The 16019-nt window shown below is 63.7% G+C and carries 16 protein-coding genes; 11 read left to right on the top strand and 5 right to left on the bottom strand.

The annotated features are described in order from the left end of the window. Positions 1-47: 47 nt before the first annotated feature. The 3 genes from QHC67_RS06190 to mltG all read left to right on the top strand — a co-directional run bounded on the left by QHC67_RS06190 (position 48) and on the right by mltG (position 2703). Complete coding sequence (locus tag QHC67_RS06190; protein WP_006950224.1) at positions 48-281, top strand: acyl carrier protein; 234 nt, start codon at positions 48-50, stop codon at positions 279-281. Positions 282-462: 181 nt separating this feature from the next. Then, positions 463-1722 carry a beta-ketoacyl-ACP synthase II gene (fabF, locus tag QHC67_RS06185; protein WP_319292441.1) on the top strand — a complete coding sequence of 420 codons (1260 nt, stop codon included), beginning with the start codon at positions 463-465 and terminating at the stop codon, positions 1720-1722. A gap of 9 nt (positions 1723-1731) precedes the next feature. Further along, on the top strand, positions 1732-2703 hold the full coding sequence (gene mltG, locus QHC67_RS06180; protein WP_319292439.1) for an endolytic transglycosylase MltG: 972 nt from the start codon (positions 1732-1734) through the stop codon (positions 2701-2703). Positions 2704-3172: 469 nt separating this feature from the next. On the opposite strand, the gene QHC67_RS06175 is transcribed toward mltG, so the two are convergent. Then, positions 3173-3565 carry a YkvA family protein gene (locus tag QHC67_RS06175; protein ID WP_413818497.1) on the bottom strand — a complete coding sequence of 131 codons (393 nt, stop codon included), beginning with the start codon at positions 3563-3565 and terminating at the stop codon, positions 3173-3175. A 205-nt stretch (positions 3566-3770) separates the two neighbouring features. Here QHC67_RS06175 and QHC67_RS06170 point away from each other — a divergent pair, with 205 nt between their 5' ends. Beyond that, on the top strand, positions 3771-4319 hold the full coding sequence (locus QHC67_RS06170) for a glutathione peroxidase (protein ID WP_319292437.1): 549 nt from the start codon (positions 3771-3773) through the stop codon (positions 4317-4319). A 70-nt stretch (positions 4320-4389) separates the two neighbouring features. Then, the gene (locus QHC67_RS06165) at positions 4390-4953 is read left to right on the top strand and encodes an ATP-dependent Clp protease proteolytic subunit (protein ID WP_319292435.1); all 564 of its coding nucleotides are present in this window, start codon (positions 4390-4392) and stop codon (positions 4951-4953) included. Between the two features lie 14 nt (positions 4954-4967). Here the strand turns inward: QHC67_RS06165 and QHC67_RS06160 are convergent, their stop codons facing one another. Then, entirely contained in the window at positions 4968-5837 is an 870-nt protein-coding gene (locus QHC67_RS06160) for a neutral zinc metallopeptidase (protein ID WP_319292433.1), read from the bottom strand. Positions 5838-5986: 149 nt separating this feature from the next. Here QHC67_RS06160 and QHC67_RS06155 point away from each other — a divergent pair, with 149 nt between their 5' ends. Both QHC67_RS06155 and QHC67_RS06150 read left to right on the top strand, forming a co-directional pair. After that, positions 5987-7177 (top strand): patatin-like phospholipase family protein, encoded by a 1191-nt coding sequence (locus tag QHC67_RS06155; RefSeq protein ID WP_319292431.1) that lies wholly within the window; start codon positions 5987-5989, stop codon positions 7175-7177. Next, positions 7174-7959, top strand: a complete 786-nt coding sequence (locus QHC67_RS06150) for a 3-hydroxybutyrate dehydrogenase (RefSeq protein WP_319292430.1) — start codon at positions 7174-7176, stop codon at positions 7957-7959. Before QHC67_RS06155 ends, QHC67_RS06150 begins: the two co-directional genes overlap by 4 nt. A 19-nt stretch (positions 7960-7978) precedes the next feature. On the opposite strand, the gene QHC67_RS06145 is transcribed toward QHC67_RS06150, so the two are convergent. Together QHC67_RS06145 and folE are read right to left on the bottom strand one after the other, a co-directional pair. Next, positions 7979-8845, bottom strand: coding sequence for an SDR family oxidoreductase (locus tag QHC67_RS06145; RefSeq protein ID WP_319292429.1), 867 nt, complete (start codon positions 8843-8845; stop codon positions 7979-7981). Next, positions 8842-9429, bottom strand: coding sequence for a GTP cyclohydrolase I FolE (folE, locus tag QHC67_RS06140; protein WP_319292522.1), 588 nt, complete (start codon positions 9427-9429; stop codon positions 8842-8844). The genes QHC67_RS06145 and folE overlap by 4 nt, the downstream gene beginning before the upstream one ends. Positions 9430-9578: 149 nt before the next feature. Here folE and QHC67_RS06135 point away from each other — a divergent pair, with 149 nt between their 5' ends. Beyond that, on the top strand, positions 9579-10517 hold the full coding sequence (locus tag QHC67_RS06135; RefSeq protein ID WP_319292426.1) for an XdhC family protein: 939 nt from the start codon (positions 9579-9581) through the stop codon (positions 10515-10517). Between the two features lie 4 nt (positions 10518-10521). Then, positions 10522-11097 carry a nucleotidyltransferase family protein gene (locus QHC67_RS06130; protein ID WP_319292424.1) on the top strand — a complete coding sequence of 192 codons (576 nt, stop codon included), beginning with the start codon at positions 10522-10524 and terminating at the stop codon, positions 11095-11097. Here the strand turns inward: QHC67_RS06130 and QHC67_RS06125 are convergent. Then, positions 11094-12329, bottom strand: a complete 1236-nt coding sequence (locus QHC67_RS06125) for a cytochrome b/b6 domain-containing protein (protein ID WP_319292422.1) — start codon at positions 12327-12329, stop codon at positions 11094-11096. The two genes, QHC67_RS06130 and QHC67_RS06125, sit on opposite strands and share 4 nt — an antisense overlap. Positions 12330-12594: 265 nt before the next feature. Between QHC67_RS06125 and QHC67_RS06120 the strand changes: the two genes are divergently transcribed. Beyond that, entirely contained in the window at positions 12595-13803 is a 1209-nt protein-coding gene (locus tag QHC67_RS06120) for an acetyl-CoA C-acetyltransferase (protein WP_319292420.1), read from the top strand. A 20-nt stretch (positions 13804-13823) separates the two neighbouring features. Then, positions 13824-15998: a 3-hydroxyacyl-CoA dehydrogenase NAD-binding domain-containing protein gene (locus QHC67_RS06115; RefSeq protein WP_319292418.1), complete on the top strand. Its 2175-nt coding sequence runs from the start codon at positions 13824-13826 to the stop codon at positions 15996-15998. The last annotated feature ends 21 nt before the right edge of the window (positions 15999-16019 follow it).

Below are 16019 nucleotides of genomic sequence, written 5' to 3'. Positions count from 1 at the left end.
GAACAGATATTCATGTCCCACGCACTACCCAGAAAGAAGGACCACTCATGAGTGAGACCGCGGATCGCGTTAAGAAAATCGTCGTCGAGCATCTGGGCGTCGAAGCCGAGAAGGTGACCGAAGACGCAAGCTTCATCGACGATCTTGGCGCAGACAGCCTCGACATCGTTGAGCTGGTCATGGCATTCGAAGAAGAATTCGGCGTCGAAATCCCTGATGATGCCGCCGAAAAGATCGGCACCGTCAAGGATGCCATCGATTATATCGACAGCAAGCAGTAAGGACGGAAGTCGGTCGCAGCGGCGCGGAAACGCCTCGCTGCGGCACGAGCCGACCCAAGGTTGAGCGGCTCTCCGTCCCGGGTATCCCGTGGAAGGAGGGCCGTTTCCTTTTACTTTCCTATTTACGCCGGCCGGTATTTGCCAGACTGGCGACAAGAGTGAATTTGACGGAGCGGATGGTATGCGTCGTGTTGTCGTAACGGGTCTGGGCATGGTCACGCCGCTGGGCGCTGAGGTCGAGAAGGTCTGGAAGAACATTCTCGCGTCCAAGTCCGGCGCAGCGCGGATCGAGCGTTTCGATCCCACCGACTATGCGTGCCGTATCGCCTGCGAAGTAAAGCCGGCCGACCATGAGTTCGGCTTCGATCCCGGCCTTCGCGTCGACCACAAGGTTCAGCGGCAGGTCGATCCGTTCATCGTCTATGGCATCGATGCCGCCGGGCAGGCGCTGGAAGACGCCGGCCTGACCGATGCGTCCGAGGAAGAGCGCTATCGCATGGGCGTCTCCATCGGGTCGGGCATTGGCGGATTGCCCGGCATCGAGAGCGAATCGCTGGTGCTGCACGAGAAAGGCCCGCGCCGCGTGTCGCCGCATTTCGTGCATGGGCGGTTGATCAACCTGATTTCCGGGCAGGTGTCGATCAAGTACGGGCTGATGGGTCCGAATCACGCCGTCGTCACGGCCTGCTCGACGGGCGCGCATTCTATCGGCGACGCAGCGCGGATGATCGCGATGGACGATGCCGACGTGATGCTGGCGGGCGGCGCGGAGAGCGCGATCTGCCCGATCGGCATCGCCGGTTTCGCGCAGGCGCGCGCGCTGTCGACCAACTTCAACGACACGCCGGAAAAGGCGTCGCGGCCCTATGACAAGGACCGGGACGGCTTCGTCATGGGCGAAGGCGCGGGCGTCGTGTGCCTCGAAGAATATGAACATGCTAAGGCGCGCGGCGCGAAGATCTATGCCGAGGTGATCGGCTATGGCCTGTCGGGCGACGCCTATCATGTGACCGCGCCGCATCCCGAAGGGTCGGGCGCGTTCCGGTCGATGGAGATGGCGCTGCGCAAGTCGGGACTCGCGCTGTCGGACATCGACTATATCAACGCGCATGGCACCTCGACGCCCATGGGTGACGAGCTGGAGCTGGGCGCGGTGCGGCGGTTGTTCGGCGATGACATGGCCACGCTGTCGATGTCGTCCACCAAGTCCGCCATCGGCCATCTGCTGGGCGGCGCGGGCGCGGTGGAGAGCATCTTCTGCATCCTGGCGATGCGCGACCAGATCGTGCCGCCGACGCTGAACCTCGACAATCCCTCGGACAGCTGCATGGGCGTGGACCTGGTGCCGCATGTCGCCAAGGAGCGGAAGGTGAAGGCCGTGCTGAACAACAGCTTCGGCTTTGGCGGCACCAATGCCAGCCTCATCATGAAAGCGATCTAGGCTTTCCGCATGCGCCGCATCGGTTATGTGATCCTTGCGGTCTGCATTGCGGCGCTGGTGTTCGTGGCGTTCCAGTTCGTGCACGGCTGGAAGGCGGAGGGGCCATCGAAGGCCGATCGCACTATCGTCATTGCCGAGGGCGCGACGCTGACCAGCGCGGCGGTTCAGCTGAAGCGCGAGGGGCTGATCCGCTCCGCCGACGCTTTCCTGACGCGGGCGAAGGTGTTCGGCGCGGGCAAGCCGATCAAGGCGGGCGAATATGAGATCTCCAAGGGCGCCAGCAACCGGGAGATCCTGCGCATCCTTCAAGGCGGCATCGCGGTAGCGCGGCTGGTGACGATCCCCGAAGGCATGCCCTCGATCCTGGTCCATGAGCGGCTGATGGCGCAGGAGGAACTGACCGGCGACATCCCCGTGCCGCCGGAGGGCAGCGTCCTGCCCGACACTTATGCCTTCGAGAAGGGCGAGCCACGCCGGGCGGTGCTGACGCGCATGCAGGCCGCGATGACCAAGGCGCTCGCCGAGCTGTGGGCGGACCGCAGCAAGGACACGGTGGTCAAGTCGCCCCGCGAAGCCATCATCCTCGCCAGCATCGTCGAGAAGGAGACGGCGGTGGCGGCGGAGCGGCCGATGGTCGCGGGCGTCTACGGCAACCGCCTGCGCACCGGCATGATGCTGCAGGCGGACCCGACGATCATCTACCCGATCACCAAGGGAAAGCCGCTGGGCCGCCGCATCCGCAAGTCGGAAATCGCGGCGGTGAACGACTACAACACCTATGCGATGACGGGAATGCCCAAGGGTCCGATCGCCAATCCGGGGCGGCTGTCGATCGTCGCGGTGCTGAACCCCGCCCCGACCAAGGCGCTGTATTTCGTCGCCGATGGCAAGGGCGGGCACATCTTCGCCGACACCCTGCAGCAGCATAACGAGAATGTGCGGCGCTGGTTCGAGATACGGCGGGCACGCGGCGAGCTATAGCGTCTTTGGGGCTGGCTAGGCGCGGGATTTGAGCGCCGTGTTGGGCCGGAAGGTGACAAAGGTGACACTACGTCACCCCCCACTTGGCCCCCTCTCCGCTGTTTGGGCGAGCTTGGCCGAGGGGCTGAAGGTCGCCCGTCGCAGCGGATGAAGTGCGCTTTTCGTTGCGTCCGGCATTGTTCGCTTACCTTTCTTCCGTTCGATCCGTGACAGCCGCGTGATCTCGGCAGCTGAAGGCTCCCCGCCCGAACTGTTGCGCGCAGCAACCCGGCGCGGCGAACCGCCAGGCCCACGGCGCGTTCGCCCGGACACAGGCGCAAGGCGATCTACCCTCCGGCTGTCCCACCCCGCTGCCTTTAGGGGCGCGGCGGAGTGGATGCGGCATGGTCTTGCATGCAGGGCGGTCAGCTTGAGGCACGCGGTCGGCGTAGCGTGGATGGGGGCGTGTAGGACAGGGAATTTGGGGGGCTTACGGTCGTGGGAGACGAGGCCAGAGTAAGTGAACAGCAAGCAAAGTCACTGCCAGCCAAATCATCGCAACGATAATAACCCCCGCCTTGGAAGTAGGCTTGCGTTGTGCGACTGCCTTTATGCGAAGGTCAGCCATGATATTCCCAGGAATAAGCTTGACCGCAGCCATGATCCCCAGCGGCACAATCAGCACGTCATCCAGATAGCCGAGGATCGGGATAAAGTCGGGTATCAGGTCGATCGGGGACAGCGCGTAGGCAGCTACGACCGCCGCAAGGACCTTGGCATACCACGGCACTCGCTGATCTTGCGCAGCCAGCCAGAGGGCGATCACATCGCGTTTGATGCCCAGTGCCCATTCCTTGAGCCGTTCTGTCCATGTCTTATCCATCGGCGCAACATGGGCGGATGCGGCGATCTCCGCTAGTGGTCGCTTCCCGTCATTCCTCAGCAGGCAGGGACAGCGGGAGGGGTGACGCTGTCATGGGATTGCTTCGTTGGTGGGTAGCCAAGGTCCGCACCGAAAGTGCGGTCTCCCCGCTTGCGCCCCTGCTCTCGCCTCTCTAGCGTCCGGGCGAAACAACAGGAGTCTCCCCATGGCCACCGCAATTCAGGAAATCCCGCTCAAGACCATCCGCAATGACGATGCCAGCCTTGCCGATTATGCGGGGAACGTCGTGCTGGTGGTCAATGTCGCGTCGAAATGCGGGCTGACGCCGCAATATGAGGGGCTGGAAAAGCTCTATGCGACCTACAAGGACAGGGGACTGGTCGTCACCGGCTTCCCGGCCAACGATTTCGGCGCGCAGGAGCCGGGCACGAACGAGGAAATCGCGACTTTCTGCACCACCAACTTCGCCGTCGATTTCCCGATGTTCGCGAAGCTTTCGACCGTTGGCCCTGACAAGCATCCGCTCTATGCCGCTCTGACTTCGGCAGCGCCCACGGCGCAGGGCGATGCGGAAGCTTTTCGCGAGAAGCTGCGCGGTTATGGCATGACGCCCAATCCGGAACCGGAAGTGCTGTGGAATTTCGAGAAGTTCCTGATCGGCCGCGACGGCAATGTGGTGGCGCGCTTTGCGCCGACGACTGCGCCGGACGATCCGGCCCTGATCGCCGCGATCGAAGCGGAACTCGCCAAGTAGCGATACAGCAATCGCGCTTGCATTTGTTGCAGGCGTGGAACGCCCTGCACTGTGAGCCGTTACGCGGCGCATGGCAAATCCCAGACTATACCCGCTGCTGGCGAGCCCGAATATCGGACTCGCCGGCCCCGTCGATTACAACATGTATGGCTTCTTCCGACAGGCGCTGATCAACGCGCCCAAGGAAGGGCCGATCGTGATCTCGCTCACCACCATGGGGGGCGATCCGGAAGTGGCGCGCGCGATGGGCGACGATGTGCGCATCCTGCAGGAGCTTGAGGGGCGCGAATTGCTGTTCCTGGGACAGGCCGCAGTCTATTCGGCGGGCGCGACGTTCATGAGCTATTTCGCGCGGGACAAGCGGTTCCTCACGCGTGGCACCCGCCTCATGATCCACGAGCGGCAGATCACCAAGACGATCAACCTGTCAGGCCCGCTGCGGATGTGCGTAGCGACTCTGAAAGCGACGCTCAACGAGATCGAGCACAGCATCAATATCGAGGAGGAAGGCTTTCGCGCACTGATCGAGGGAAGCAGCATCAGCTTCGATGAAGTGCATCACAAGGCGCCGGAGAACTGGTATATCGACGCCGAGGATGCCCGCGACATGGGGCTGGTGCTGGACGTGATCTGAGAAGGCGCGCGCCCTCACACGCCCTTGAACGTATCGCATTGCGCCGGATCGCCGGTGCTGAGGCCCTTGCGCAGCCATTCCATCCGTTGCGCCGCGGTGCCGTGCGTGAAGCTCTCCGGCACCGGGCGGCGGCCTGCGGCTTTCTGCAGCGTGTCGTCGCCGATGGCCTGAGCGGCGCGGAGGCCCTCTTCCATGTCGCCCGCTTCCATCAGGTTCTTGTCGCGGTTGGCCCATACGCCCGCATAGCAGTCCGCCTGCAGCTCCATCGCGACTTGAAGGGCATTGCCCTGTGCTTCGGATGCGGACTTCTGGCCGGCGCGGACCTTGTCGGAAATGCCGGTGACGGTCTGGATGTGATGGCCGACTTCATGGGCGATGATGTAGCCGATCGGGAAATCGCCCGGCGCATTGAAGCGCGTTTCCATTTCGTTGAAGAAATCGGTGTCGAGGTAGATCTTCCGGTCGCTCGGGCAATAGAAGGGCCCCATCGCCGATTGCGCCGCGCCGCAGCCGGACATGCCGTTCTGGCTGTAGAAGACGAGCGTGGGGGGCGCATATTGCTGACCATTGGCGGCGAAGATCTCGCTCCAGCGGCGCTCGGTCGAGCCAAGCACCTGCAGCGAGGTACGTTGCACCGGGGTCAATTCCTGGACGTTGGGCTGTTCGGTCTGCACCTGTCCGCCGCCACCCCCGCCGCCCAGCAGGCTCAGCGGATTGACGCCCATGATCAGCGCGCCGACGACGAGGATCGCGATACCGAAGATGCCGAAGCGGCTGCCCAGCAACATGCCGATTAGCCCCAAGCCACCGCCGCCAAAGCCGCCGCCCCCGCCGCCCCGTTGGACTTCGAAGTTGCTGCTTTCTCTCTCGTCGTCCAGCCGCATGGCCTACCCCTTTGATGTGGTGCACGCCTTGCTACGGCAAAACGGTCTTGAGCGAAACGACCTAGTGACCGCAGGGGTCCATCGTGACGAAATCTTTGTCGTGATCGACCGATGTAATTTACGACGAACTTCATATATTGCGTTGCAACATGAAACAGATTCCCTCGACTCACGCCCGCCGGTCGGCTCCGCCGCTGCCGCTCCCCGATCATGTGGCGCTGCTGCTGCAAGGCGGCGGAGCGCTTGGATCATTCCAGGCAGGCGTGTACGAAAAGCTGGATGACCTGGCGATCGAAGTGGACTGGGTCGCGGGCATTTCCATCGGTGCAGTCAATGCCGCCATCATCGCGGGCAATCCGCCGGCGCGCCGGATGGAAAGGCTGCGCGCTTTCTGGTATCAGGTAAGTGGCGGCATGCCCAATTTCTGGCTCCCGGAAAACGACCATATCCGTGAGGCGGCGCATCTGGCGGCGGCGGGAGCCGTGGCCATGTTCGGCGTGCCGGGCTTCTTCCGGCCGCACCTGATCCCCTCCGCCTTCCTGCCCAAGGGCACGGCCGGGGCGATCAGCTATTATGATACCACGCCGCTGGTGGCGACCCTGGACGGCCTGATCGACTGGGATCTGCTGAACGATGGGCCGGTTCGCATCTCAGTGGGTGCGGTGGATGTCGAGAGCGGGAACTTCGCCTATTGGGACAATCGCGGGTCGGACGGCTTGAGCCGGTCCAATACGCGGATAGATGCGCGGCATGTGATGGCGTCGGGCGCGCTGCCGCCGGGGCTTCCCCCCGTCGAGATCGACGGGCGATTCTACTGGGACGGCGGTCTGGTTTCAAATACGCCCCTCAGCCATGTTCTGGATCAGCAATGTGGCAATATGCTGGTGTTTCAGGTCGACTTGTTCCCCGCCGAGGGACCCATGCCGCAGCAAATGACCGACGTCTGGTCGCGGCAGAAAGACATTCAGTATTCCAGCCGCACCCGGCAGGTGACGGACCAGTATCTGCGCCTGCGCCGTGAGCACAAGGCGATCCGCGCCGTGCTCAATCACCTGCCCGCGGACATGTGCGGCGATCCCGAAGTGCAGCGCGTCCGCGCCTTGCTGGATGACGGGTCGGTCAACATCGTCCACCTGATCTATCGAAGCCGCGCCTGGGAAAGCGGCGCGCGCGATTTCGAGTTCTCACGCGCCACCATGGTCGATCACTGGCAGCAGGGCCGCGAGGCCGTGGAAAGCGCGATGCACCAGGGCGACCTCATCGCCCGCAACATCCTCGACGGCTCCAGCGCCGCTTTCGATCTCGATAAACCGGATCATCTCAAGGAGAAATCGGCATGACTCTCAAAGGCAAGACAGCGCTCATCACTGGCTCCACGTCCGGCATCGGCCTTGCCTATGCCAAGGTGCTGGCGGCCGAGGGGGCGAACGTCGTCATCAACGGTTTCGGTGACAAGGACGCCATCGAGAAGGAACGCCTCGCCCTCGAGGCGGCAAGCGGAGCCAAGGCGCTCTACAGCAGTCACGACCTCACGAAAGTCGATCAGATCGAGGCGATGATGGCGGAGGCCGCGCAGGCTTTCGGCGGCGTCGACATATTGATCAACAATGCAGGCGTGCAGCATGTCGCGCCGGTGGAGGAATTCCCGCTGGACAAGTGGGACCTGATCATCGCGCTGAACCTGAATGCGGCGTTCCACACCACACGCCTCGCCCTTCCCTATATGAAGGGCAAGAAGTGGGGGCGCATCATCCAGACCGCATCGGCGCATTCGCTGACTGCCTCTCCGTTCAAATCCGCCTATGTGACGGCAAAGCATGGACTGGCGGGCTTTACCAAGACGGTGGCGCTCGAAGTCGCGACCCTTGGCGTGACGGCGAATTGCATCAGTCCGGGCTATGTCTGGACGCCCTTGGCCGAGAACCAGATCCCGGACACGATGAAGGCGCGGAACCTGACGCGCGAGCAGGTCATCAACGACGTGCTGCTGGCGGGTCAGCCCACCAAGCAATTCGTGACTGCCGAGCAGGTCGCGGCGATGGCGCTGTTCCTGTGCAGCGATGCTGCGAGCCAGATCACTGGCGCGAACCTTTCCGTGGATGGCGGCTGGACGGCGCAATAGAGCCTAGTGCGGACCCCCGCTACAGGTGCATGAAGTCCCGGCGGTAGCCCTGCATATGGGCGCCCGCATCGACATACAGCACCTGTCCGGTGGTGGCCGTGGCGCCCGCCAGATACATGACGGCTTCGGCGATCTGGCTGGGCTGTGAAAGCCGCTCCAGAGGCATGACGCCGCTCAACTTGTCCATCTGATCGTCGCTGTAGTCCGCGGTCGCTATCGTCAGGCCCGGCGCTACGGCATTCACGCGCACGCGGGGCGCGAGTTCGCGCGCGGTCAGTTGCGTGAAGCCCGCCAGCGCCATCTTCGAAAGCGTGTAGGCAAGCTGATCGCCATGCGGATGGTCGATCCGCTGATCCAGAATGTTGACGATGCAGCGGTCGGTGACGCCCGCCGGAACCATCGCGAACGCCTTGCTGAGTAGGACCGGCGCAGCGCAATTGACGGCATAGTGGCGCATCAGGTCGCTGGAGGTGACGTTGTCCAGCCGGTCCTGTCCGAAGATGGCGGCGCTGTTCACCAGCAGATCGGGCGGACGACCGAACTTGACTGCCACGTCGGCAACCAGTTCCTCTGCCGCCTCCGGGTCCGTGAAGTCGGCGACGAAGCCTTCCCATTCGGTGCCGCTCGATTCGAGAGTCAGGGCCAGTGCGGAGTCGAGCCGCACGTCATGGCTGCCGTGGATGGCGAGCGCGTAGCCCGCCCGCGCCAACGCTCCGCTGATTTCTGCGCCCAGCCTGCGATGCCCGCCCGTCACCAGCGCGAGGCGCTTGGCCGAGAGCGGCAACGGGCCGCTCGCATCGCGAACTGTGGCATCGTCGGCAGGGCGGGACAGCGTGCGAAAGCCGACAGCTTCCGGGCCGTTGGCATCCTCGGTCGTTTCGCTCATACGCCCATCAGGTTGAGAACTTCCTTGCGGCTTTTCTCGTCGTCGCGGAACACACCCATCATGCGGCTGGTCGTCATCGAGACGCCGTGCGTGCGAACGCCGCGACCGGACATGCACCCATGCGTACCCTCGATCACCACGGCGACGCCAAGCGGCTTCAGATTTTCCCAGATGCAGTCGGCGATCTCCGCAGTCATTCGCTCCTGAACCTGCAAGCGGCGTGAGAACGCATTGAGAACGCGGGCAAGTTTGGAGATGCCGACCACCCATTGATCCGGGAGATACGCGATATGCGCCTTGCCGACGATGGGAGCCATATGGTGTTCGCAGTGCGACTGGAACGGGATATCCTTCAACAACACGATCTCGTCATAGCCGCCGACTTCGTGGAAGATGCGGCTCAGATGATAGGCGGGATCGTCGTGATAGCCTTCGCAATATTCGCGCCAGGCGCGCGCAACGCGCTGCGGCGTCTCGATAAGTCCTTCCCGCTCCGGATCGTCGCCGGACCAGCGGATCAGCGTGCGGATGGCATCCTGAACGTCCTGGGGCACGTCCATCTTCTTCGGACGCACCCGTTCCATGCCCGTGTCGTCATGATCCGTACTCACGCAAGTCCCCCTTGATTCACTATGATGGTGAATATGGCTATCGCGACGAAAATTGCCAGTGCCTGCGCAGAGCGCGGGTGGGCGGGTAGACAGTCCTGCCCGGCAGTGGCAGTGGGGATTGCGTGGACGATATTAGCAACCTGATAACCAAGGCGCAGAGCTGGGCGCCCGCGCGCATGGCGATCGCGACAGTCGTGCAGACGTGGGGATCGGCGCCGCGACCGCGCGGATCGCACATGCTGGTGAACGAGGACGGCCGGTTCGAGGGATCGGTCTCCGGCGGCTGCGTGGAAAACGCCATATTGGCAAGCGCGGAGAGCGTGATTGCCTCGGGCGAGTCCGTGCTGCATCGCTTTGGCGTCAGCGACGGCGATGCCTGGGAAGCGGGGCTTCCCTGCGGCGGCGAAATCGCGGTGCTGGTGCAGCCGGTGACCGACGCAGGCTTCGCGCCCGCCCTGCTGGATCAGGTGCGCGAAGCGCGGGCGCGTGGCGAGACGCTGGCGGTCTCCACCGACGTCGAGAGCGGGCTGAGCGTTGCCGGCGAGCGGCCCGGCCAGTTCGTCAATCGCTATCGCCCGCCTCGTCGACTGATCATCACCGGCGCGGTGCAGATCGCGCAGGGCCTTGCCGGGCTGGCGCGGGAACTGGGGATCGCAACGACCATCGTCGATCCGCGCGGGCGGTTCCTGACGCGCGAACGCTTTCCGGACGCGATGCTGGACGACCGCTGGCCCGACGAAGCCGTGGTTGCGCTCCGCCCGAATCTTGCGACGGCCGTGGTCACGCTGAGCCATGATCCCAAGATCGACGATCCCGCGCTGATCGAGGCGCTGCGCGCGCCAACCGGCTATGTCGCGGCGCTAGGATCGCGCAAGAGCCACGCGGCGCGGCGCGAGCGGCTGGCGGCTGCCGGGATTTCGCCTGCCGATCTGGACCGCATCGACGGGCCTGCGGGAATCGACATCGGTGCCCTCGGTCCCGGCGAGATCGCGCTGTCGATCGCCGCGGGGATGATCCAGGCGTTCAACCGAGTGGACGCGCGCATGACGGAAGCTGCCTGACCCTATGCGTCCAGAACAGGTTGCCGCCGTATTGCTCGCCGCCGGAAATTCCACGCGCTTTGGCGAAGAAGACAAGCTGATGGCCGATCATGGGGGCAAGCCGCTGATCGTCCATGCGCTGGAGGCGATCGCGTCGCTGCCGTTCAAATATCTGATCGCGGTGGTGCGGCCGCACGATCTGGCGCCGATCATCCATCGCAAGCTGGACCGGCGCGGCTATACGCTGATCGTCAACGACAATCCCGAAGGCGGCCTGTCGAGCAGCATCGTGATGGCGGCGCAGCATGTGTCGGAACTTCGCTGCAACGGGCTGCTGATGTGCCTGGCCGACATGCCCAACGTGCCGCAGAGCCATTATATGCGCCTGTGCCTGGCGGCGGAGGATATCCGGTCCGTGGTGGCGAGCACCGATGGCTTCACCCCCTGCCCGCCTGCCTTCTTCGGACGGCGACATTTCGATGAGCTGCAGGCGCTGAAGGGCGATCAGGGCGCGCGGGCGCTGATCAGCCAGGGCTTGTTGCTGGAAACCAGCGGCGCTGTGCTGCACGACATCGATACGCCGGACGACTTGCGCCGTTAGGGCTGCTTGCCGACTGCATCGAAGGTGAACGTTACCGCGACACTGGAATCAATGCCGGTGCTGCTCTCGCCATTGCCGACACCGAAGGTCTTCCGGGCAATGGCGGCGGTGCCGGTGACGTTGCGCTTCAGCCCCGAGCCTTTCAGCGTGAAGCGGATGCTCTGCGGGGCGGTGACGCCCTTGAGCGTCAGCCTGCCGCGCGCGGTGTAGCTGTTCGGCCCGGTCGCTTTCGGGCTTTTTGCCGTAAAGATCGCGCGGGGGTGCGCGGCGACGCCGAAGAACTCGTCGCCCGGCAGCATCTCGTTCTGCGTCGGATCGCTGACGCTGGCGCTGGAAACGTCGATTTCCACGCGAATGTCGGCAGTTTCGGGATGATCGGGGTCCATGACGATGTTTGCCGTCCAGCGCGAAAAGCCGCCTGTGACCGCATAGCCGCCGTTATCCACGGAGAAGCCGATCCTGCCGCCCGGCTGCACCGTCCAGACGGGGGGCGGGCCGACCGGTTCCACGACTTCGACGACATTTTCGACAGCCGTGGCGTTCTCGGCTGCCGGGACCACTGCATTGGCGACCGCGACATTCTCGGGCGGAGCCGGTTCGGCAGCCTCGGGAGTCTTGGCAGGCGCGGCGGAGCTCATTGCCTGCCGCGCGAGCAGGCCGCCCGCCACGAACCCGGTCGGCACCAGCACGATCAGCGCGATCATCACCGCCCTGGAGCGACCGGGGACCATGCGCCACACGAGGCCGTCCCGCAGCAGCAGATGATGCCTCACCGCGCCCGCCACGTGCAGCACGAACAGAGCTAGGCCGATCCAGGCGAGCAGCCCGTGGCTGCCATCGAAGAACGCGTTGGCCCCCTGCGGCAGCGGCAGATGCGGCAGCGGTATGGCCCCGAACAGCAACGTCGGGATCTTGATCTTGTCGGTCGACACCATGGCCCAGCCGGTCAGCGGCGCGAGCAGCATGAAGCCGTAGAGCCCGGCATGCACAGCCTTGGCCAGAGCCCCTTCCCAACCGCCCTCCGACGCCAGCGGGCGCGGCTTGTAGATCCGCGTGAGGACCCGAAGCAACGTCAGGGTCAGGATCAGGATGCCGACCGATTTATGCAACTGGTAAAGCGCGAAGCCTTTCGCGCCCAGGCTTTCGAGCGACCAGCCGACCGCAAGCTGAAAAGCCAGTGCAATCGCAATCGTCCAATGCAGGAACATGGCGGTACGGCTGTAGGTCTGCATGGGCGGCTCCGGCTGTGCATCTGTCTAGGCGGCAAAGGATATCTGCACCATTTCCAAGAGTGAAACGATCCGTTGCGCAAATGACATAGAAAATTTTCCAGAGGCCCGGTCGGTCCTTGACCCTACGGCACGCGGTTCCCGTGACAAGGTAGCGGCCGTACCTGCTTTACGCGAACGTAAACTTCTCTTGCACTTATCCGCGGCATCGTCACATTAAATGGCAAGTCGCCTGTGCCAAGGGCGAGTCCATGAGAGAGGACCTATTATGGAAGCCTATATTTACGACGCCGTTCGCACCCCGCGCGGGCGCGGCAAGGCGGACGGATCGCTGCACGAGATCACGCCGATCCAGCTTGCCACGCAGACGCTGCAGGCGGTGCGCGACCGTACGGGGATCGACACGCGGGATGTCGATGACGTCATCCTCGGCTGCGTCACGCCCGTCGGGGAGCAAGGTGCGGACATTGCGCGCGTCGCGGTCCTGAACGCCGACTATGCGCAGACGACGGCCGGGGTCCAGATCAACCGCTTCTGCGCGTCCGGCCTGGAAGCCGTGAACATGGCCGCTGCCAAGGTCGCGACCGGCGAAGCCGACTTCGCCATCGGTGGTGGCGTCGAGCATATGAGCCGCGTGCCGATGAGTTCAGATGGCGGCGCATGGGCCTTCGACCCGGCGGTCGCCTGGCACACCTATTTCGCGCCGCAGGGCATCGGGGCGGACCTCATCGCGACGAAGTTCGGGTTCTCGCGCACGGACGTCGATGCCTATGCAGTGGAGAGCCAGAAGCGCGCCGCCAACGCTTGGGCAGAGGGCCGCTTCGCGAGGAGCATCGTGCCGGTTCGCGACGTGATCGGGGAAGTCGTTCTCGACCATGACGAGCATATGCGGCCGCAGGCTGACATGCAGTCGCTGGGATCGCTCAAACCCAGTTTTCAGGGTCTGGGCGAGGAAATGCCGGGGTTCGATGCCGTGGCCCTGCTCAAATATCCGGAACTGGAGAAGATCGACCATGTCCACCATGCCGGCAACAGCTCCGGCATTTGCGACGGCGCGGCGGCGGTGCTGATCGGCAGCAAGGCGATAGGCGAGAAATACGGCCTGAAGCCGCGAGCGCGGATCAGGACGGCTGCCTCCATTGGCTCCGAGCCTACGATCATGCTCACAGGCCCGGAATATATCGCGGACAAGCTGCTGAAAAAAGCGGGAATGTCCAAGGACGACATTGACCTGTGGGAACTGAATGAGGCCTTCGCCAGCGTCGTGCTGCGATACATGCAGGCACTCGATCTCGACCATGCCAAGGTGAACCCGAATGGGGGCGCGATCGCCTTCGGGCACCCGCTCGGCGCGACTGGTGCGATGGTGCTGGGGATCGCCCTCGACGAGCTGGAACGCACCGGCAAGGGCACTGCGCTCGTCAACCTGTGCATCGGCGCAGGCATGGGCACCGGCACGATCATCGAGCGCCTGTAAGAGCGCGGGAGGACATCGACATGACGACAATCACATTCGACATCGACGCCGACGGCATCGCGACTCTCACCATCGACGTTCCGGGACAGTCGATGAACGTCATCGGCCCTGACTTCATCACCGACCTTTCCGCCGCCATCGACCGCATCAGGGATGAGGAGGCCGTGAAGGGCGCAGTTATCTGTTCCGGCAAGGCCAGCGGCTTCATGGGCGGCATGGACCTCAAAAACATGGAGTCGATGCTGGCTGCTGCGGACGGCGATTCACAGAACATGGCAGAGTTGTTCGACAAGGTATTCGTGCTGAACGCTTTGTTCCGCCGGCTGGAGACCTGTGGAAAGCCAGTCGTCTGCGCCATCGAGGGGACCTGCGTCGGCGGCGGCTTCGAACTGGCGCTAGCCTGCCATCGCCGGATCGTGGCGGACGATCCCAAGGTGCAGCTCGGCCTGCCCGAGATCCTCGTCGGCCTGTTCCCCGGTGGCGGCGGCAGCCAACGCCTGCCCCGCATCACGGGTGTGCAGACTGCGCTGATGTACATGCTCCAGGGCAAATTATTCCGCCCGCAGGAGGCGCTTGGTCTCAAGGTAGTGGACGAACTCGTTCCCTCTGGTAATACGGTTGCGGCCGCCAGAAACTGGTTGAAGGCCAATCCCGCCGCCAGCGTTCAGCCATGGGATCAGAAAGGTTACCGTTTTCCCGGGGGCGCTGGCGGCTTCAATCCCAATTTCGTGCAGACCTTCATCGGCGCTACGGCGATGACGATGAAGCAGACGCAGCGCAATCTGAACGGGCCGATCGCCTTGCTGTCGGCGGTGTATGAGGGCTCCACGCTGCCGATGGATCGCGCGATCCGCATCGAGAGCAAATATTTCGCCAAGGTGATCGCCTACCCGCAGGCGCGCAACATGGTTCGTACCCTGTTCGTGAACAAGCAGGCGGCGGAGCGCGGTGCGCGGCGGCCCAAGGATGTTGCCAAAGCGCCGACCAGGAAGCTGGCGATGCTGGGTGCGGGGATGATGGGCGCGGGCGTGGCCACGGTTTCCGCTCAGGCGGGCATCGACGTGGTGCTGCTGGATCGCGATCAGGCCTATGCGGAGAAGGGCAAGGAGCATGCCCGCGCGGTGCTGACCAAGCGGCTGGGCAAGGGCATGACGCCTGAGAAGCTGGAAGCGACTCTCGCCCGCATCACGCCGACGACGGACTTCGCGCAACTGGAAGGCTGCGATTTCGTGATCGAGGCGGTGTTCGAGGATACCGCGATCAAGGCGGAGGTGACGAAGAAGGTGGAGGCGGTGCTGGGCGCGGACACGATCTTCGGGTCGAACACGTCGACATTGCCGATCACCGGGCTGGCGAAAGCGTGGAGCAAGCCGGAGAACTTCATCGGCGTCCATTTCTTCTCGCCTGTCGAGAAGATGCCGCTGGTGGAGATCATCGTCGGTGAGAAGACTGGCCCTGAAGCCATTGCAAAGGCGCTGGATTATGTCGCGCAGATCAAGAAGACGCCGATCGTCGTCAATGATTCGCGCGGCTTCTATACGTCGCGCTGCTTTGGCACCTATGTACAGGAAGGCGCGGAGTTGCTTGCCGAGGGCGTCGGCGCGCCGCTGATCGAGAATGTCGGCAAGCAATTGGGCATGCCGGTAGGACCGCTGGCAGTATCGGACGAAGTGTCCATCGAACTGGGTTACAAGGTGCTGTCGGTCGCGAAGAAGGAACTGGGCGACGCCTATGTCCATAATGCGGCGGACGACGTCATGACGAAGATGGTCGAGATGGACCGGCTGGGCCGGAAGAACGGCAAGGGCTATTATGACTATCCCGAAGGCGGCAAGAAGGCGTTGTGGCCGGGCCTGGCGGAGACTTTCCCGCTTGCCGCCGTGCAGCCTGCACCCGAGGATGTGCGTACGCGATTGCTGTATCGGCAACTGATCGAATGCGCGCGCTGTTTCGAGGAAGGCGTGCTGGAAACGCCCGAGGATGGCGATATCGGCGCGATCTTCGGCTGGGGCTTTGCGCCGTATACCGGCGGGCCGTTCAGTCATATGGACACGGTCGGCATCGCCCGGATCGTCGAGACGCTGGACGCGCTGACGGCGGCGCACGGGCCCCGCTTTGCGCCCACTGCGCAGTTGCGCGAAATGGCGGCGAGCGGCGCGACCTTCTACGGCAAGGCCGCTCAAAAAGCCGCGTAACTAACTTGCGTAACTAAAGCA

This window comes from Sphingobium sp., from assembly GCF_033795625.1.
In the GTDB taxonomy this organism is placed as follows: domain Bacteria; phylum Pseudomonadota; class Alphaproteobacteria; order Sphingomonadales; family Sphingomonadaceae; genus Sphingobium.
This window is presented reverse-complemented; position numbering and strand designations above follow the sequence as displayed.

What these genes read in the sequence shown, in the direction of transcription:
- QHC67_RS06190 (WP_006950224.1), top strand. Translation starts at nt 48, where the DNA reads ATGAGTGAGACCGCGGATCGCGTTAAGAAAATCGTCGTCGAGCATCTG.
- fabF (WP_319292441.1), top strand. Translation starts at nt 463, where the DNA reads ATGCGTCGTGTTGTCGTAACGGGTCTGGGCATGGTCACGCCGCTGGGC.
- mltG (WP_319292439.1), top strand. Translation starts at nt 1,732, where the DNA reads ATGCGCCGCATCGGTTATGTGATCCTTGCGGTCTGCATTGCGGCGCTG.
- QHC67_RS06175 (WP_413818497.1), bottom strand. Translation starts at nt 3,565, where the DNA reads ATGGATAAGACATGGACAGAACGGCTCAAGGAATGGGCACTGGGCATC.
- QHC67_RS06170 (WP_319292437.1), top strand. Translation starts at nt 3,771, where the DNA reads ATGGCCACCGCAATTCAGGAAATCCCGCTCAAGACCATCCGCAATGAC.
- QHC67_RS06165 (WP_319292435.1), top strand. Translation starts at nt 4,390, where the DNA reads ATGGCAAATCCCAGACTATACCCGCTGCTGGCGAGCCCGAATATCGGA.
- QHC67_RS06160 (WP_319292433.1), bottom strand. Translation starts at nt 5,837, where the DNA reads ATGCGGCTGGACGACGAGAGAGAAAGCAGCAACTTCGAAGTCCAACGG.
- QHC67_RS06155 (WP_319292431.1), top strand. Translation starts at nt 5,987, where the DNA reads ATGAAACAGATTCCCTCGACTCACGCCCGCCGGTCGGCTCCGCCGCTG.
- QHC67_RS06150 (WP_319292430.1), top strand. Translation starts at nt 7,174, where the DNA reads ATGACTCTCAAAGGCAAGACAGCGCTCATCACTGGCTCCACGTCCGGC.
- QHC67_RS06145 (WP_319292429.1), bottom strand. Translation starts at nt 8,845, where the DNA reads ATGAGCGAAACGACCGAGGATGCCAACGGCCCGGAAGCTGTCGGCTTT.
- folE (WP_319292522.1), bottom strand. Translation starts at nt 9,429, where the DNA reads ATGGAACGGGTGCGTCCGAAGAAGATGGACGTGCCCCAGGACGTTCAG.
- QHC67_RS06130 (WP_319292424.1), top strand. Translation starts at nt 10,522, where the DNA reads ATGCGTCCAGAACAGGTTGCCGCCGTATTGCTCGCCGCCGGAAATTCC.
- QHC67_RS06125 (WP_319292422.1), bottom strand. Translation starts at nt 12,329, where the DNA reads ATGCAGACCTACAGCCGTACCGCCATGTTCCTGCATTGGACGATTGCG.
- QHC67_RS06120 (WP_319292420.1), top strand. Translation starts at nt 12,595, where the DNA reads ATGGAAGCCTATATTTACGACGCCGTTCGCACCCCGCGCGGGCGCGGC.
- QHC67_RS06115 (WP_319292418.1), top strand. Translation starts at nt 13,824, where the DNA reads ATGACGACAATCACATTCGACATCGACGCCGACGGCATCGCGACTCTC.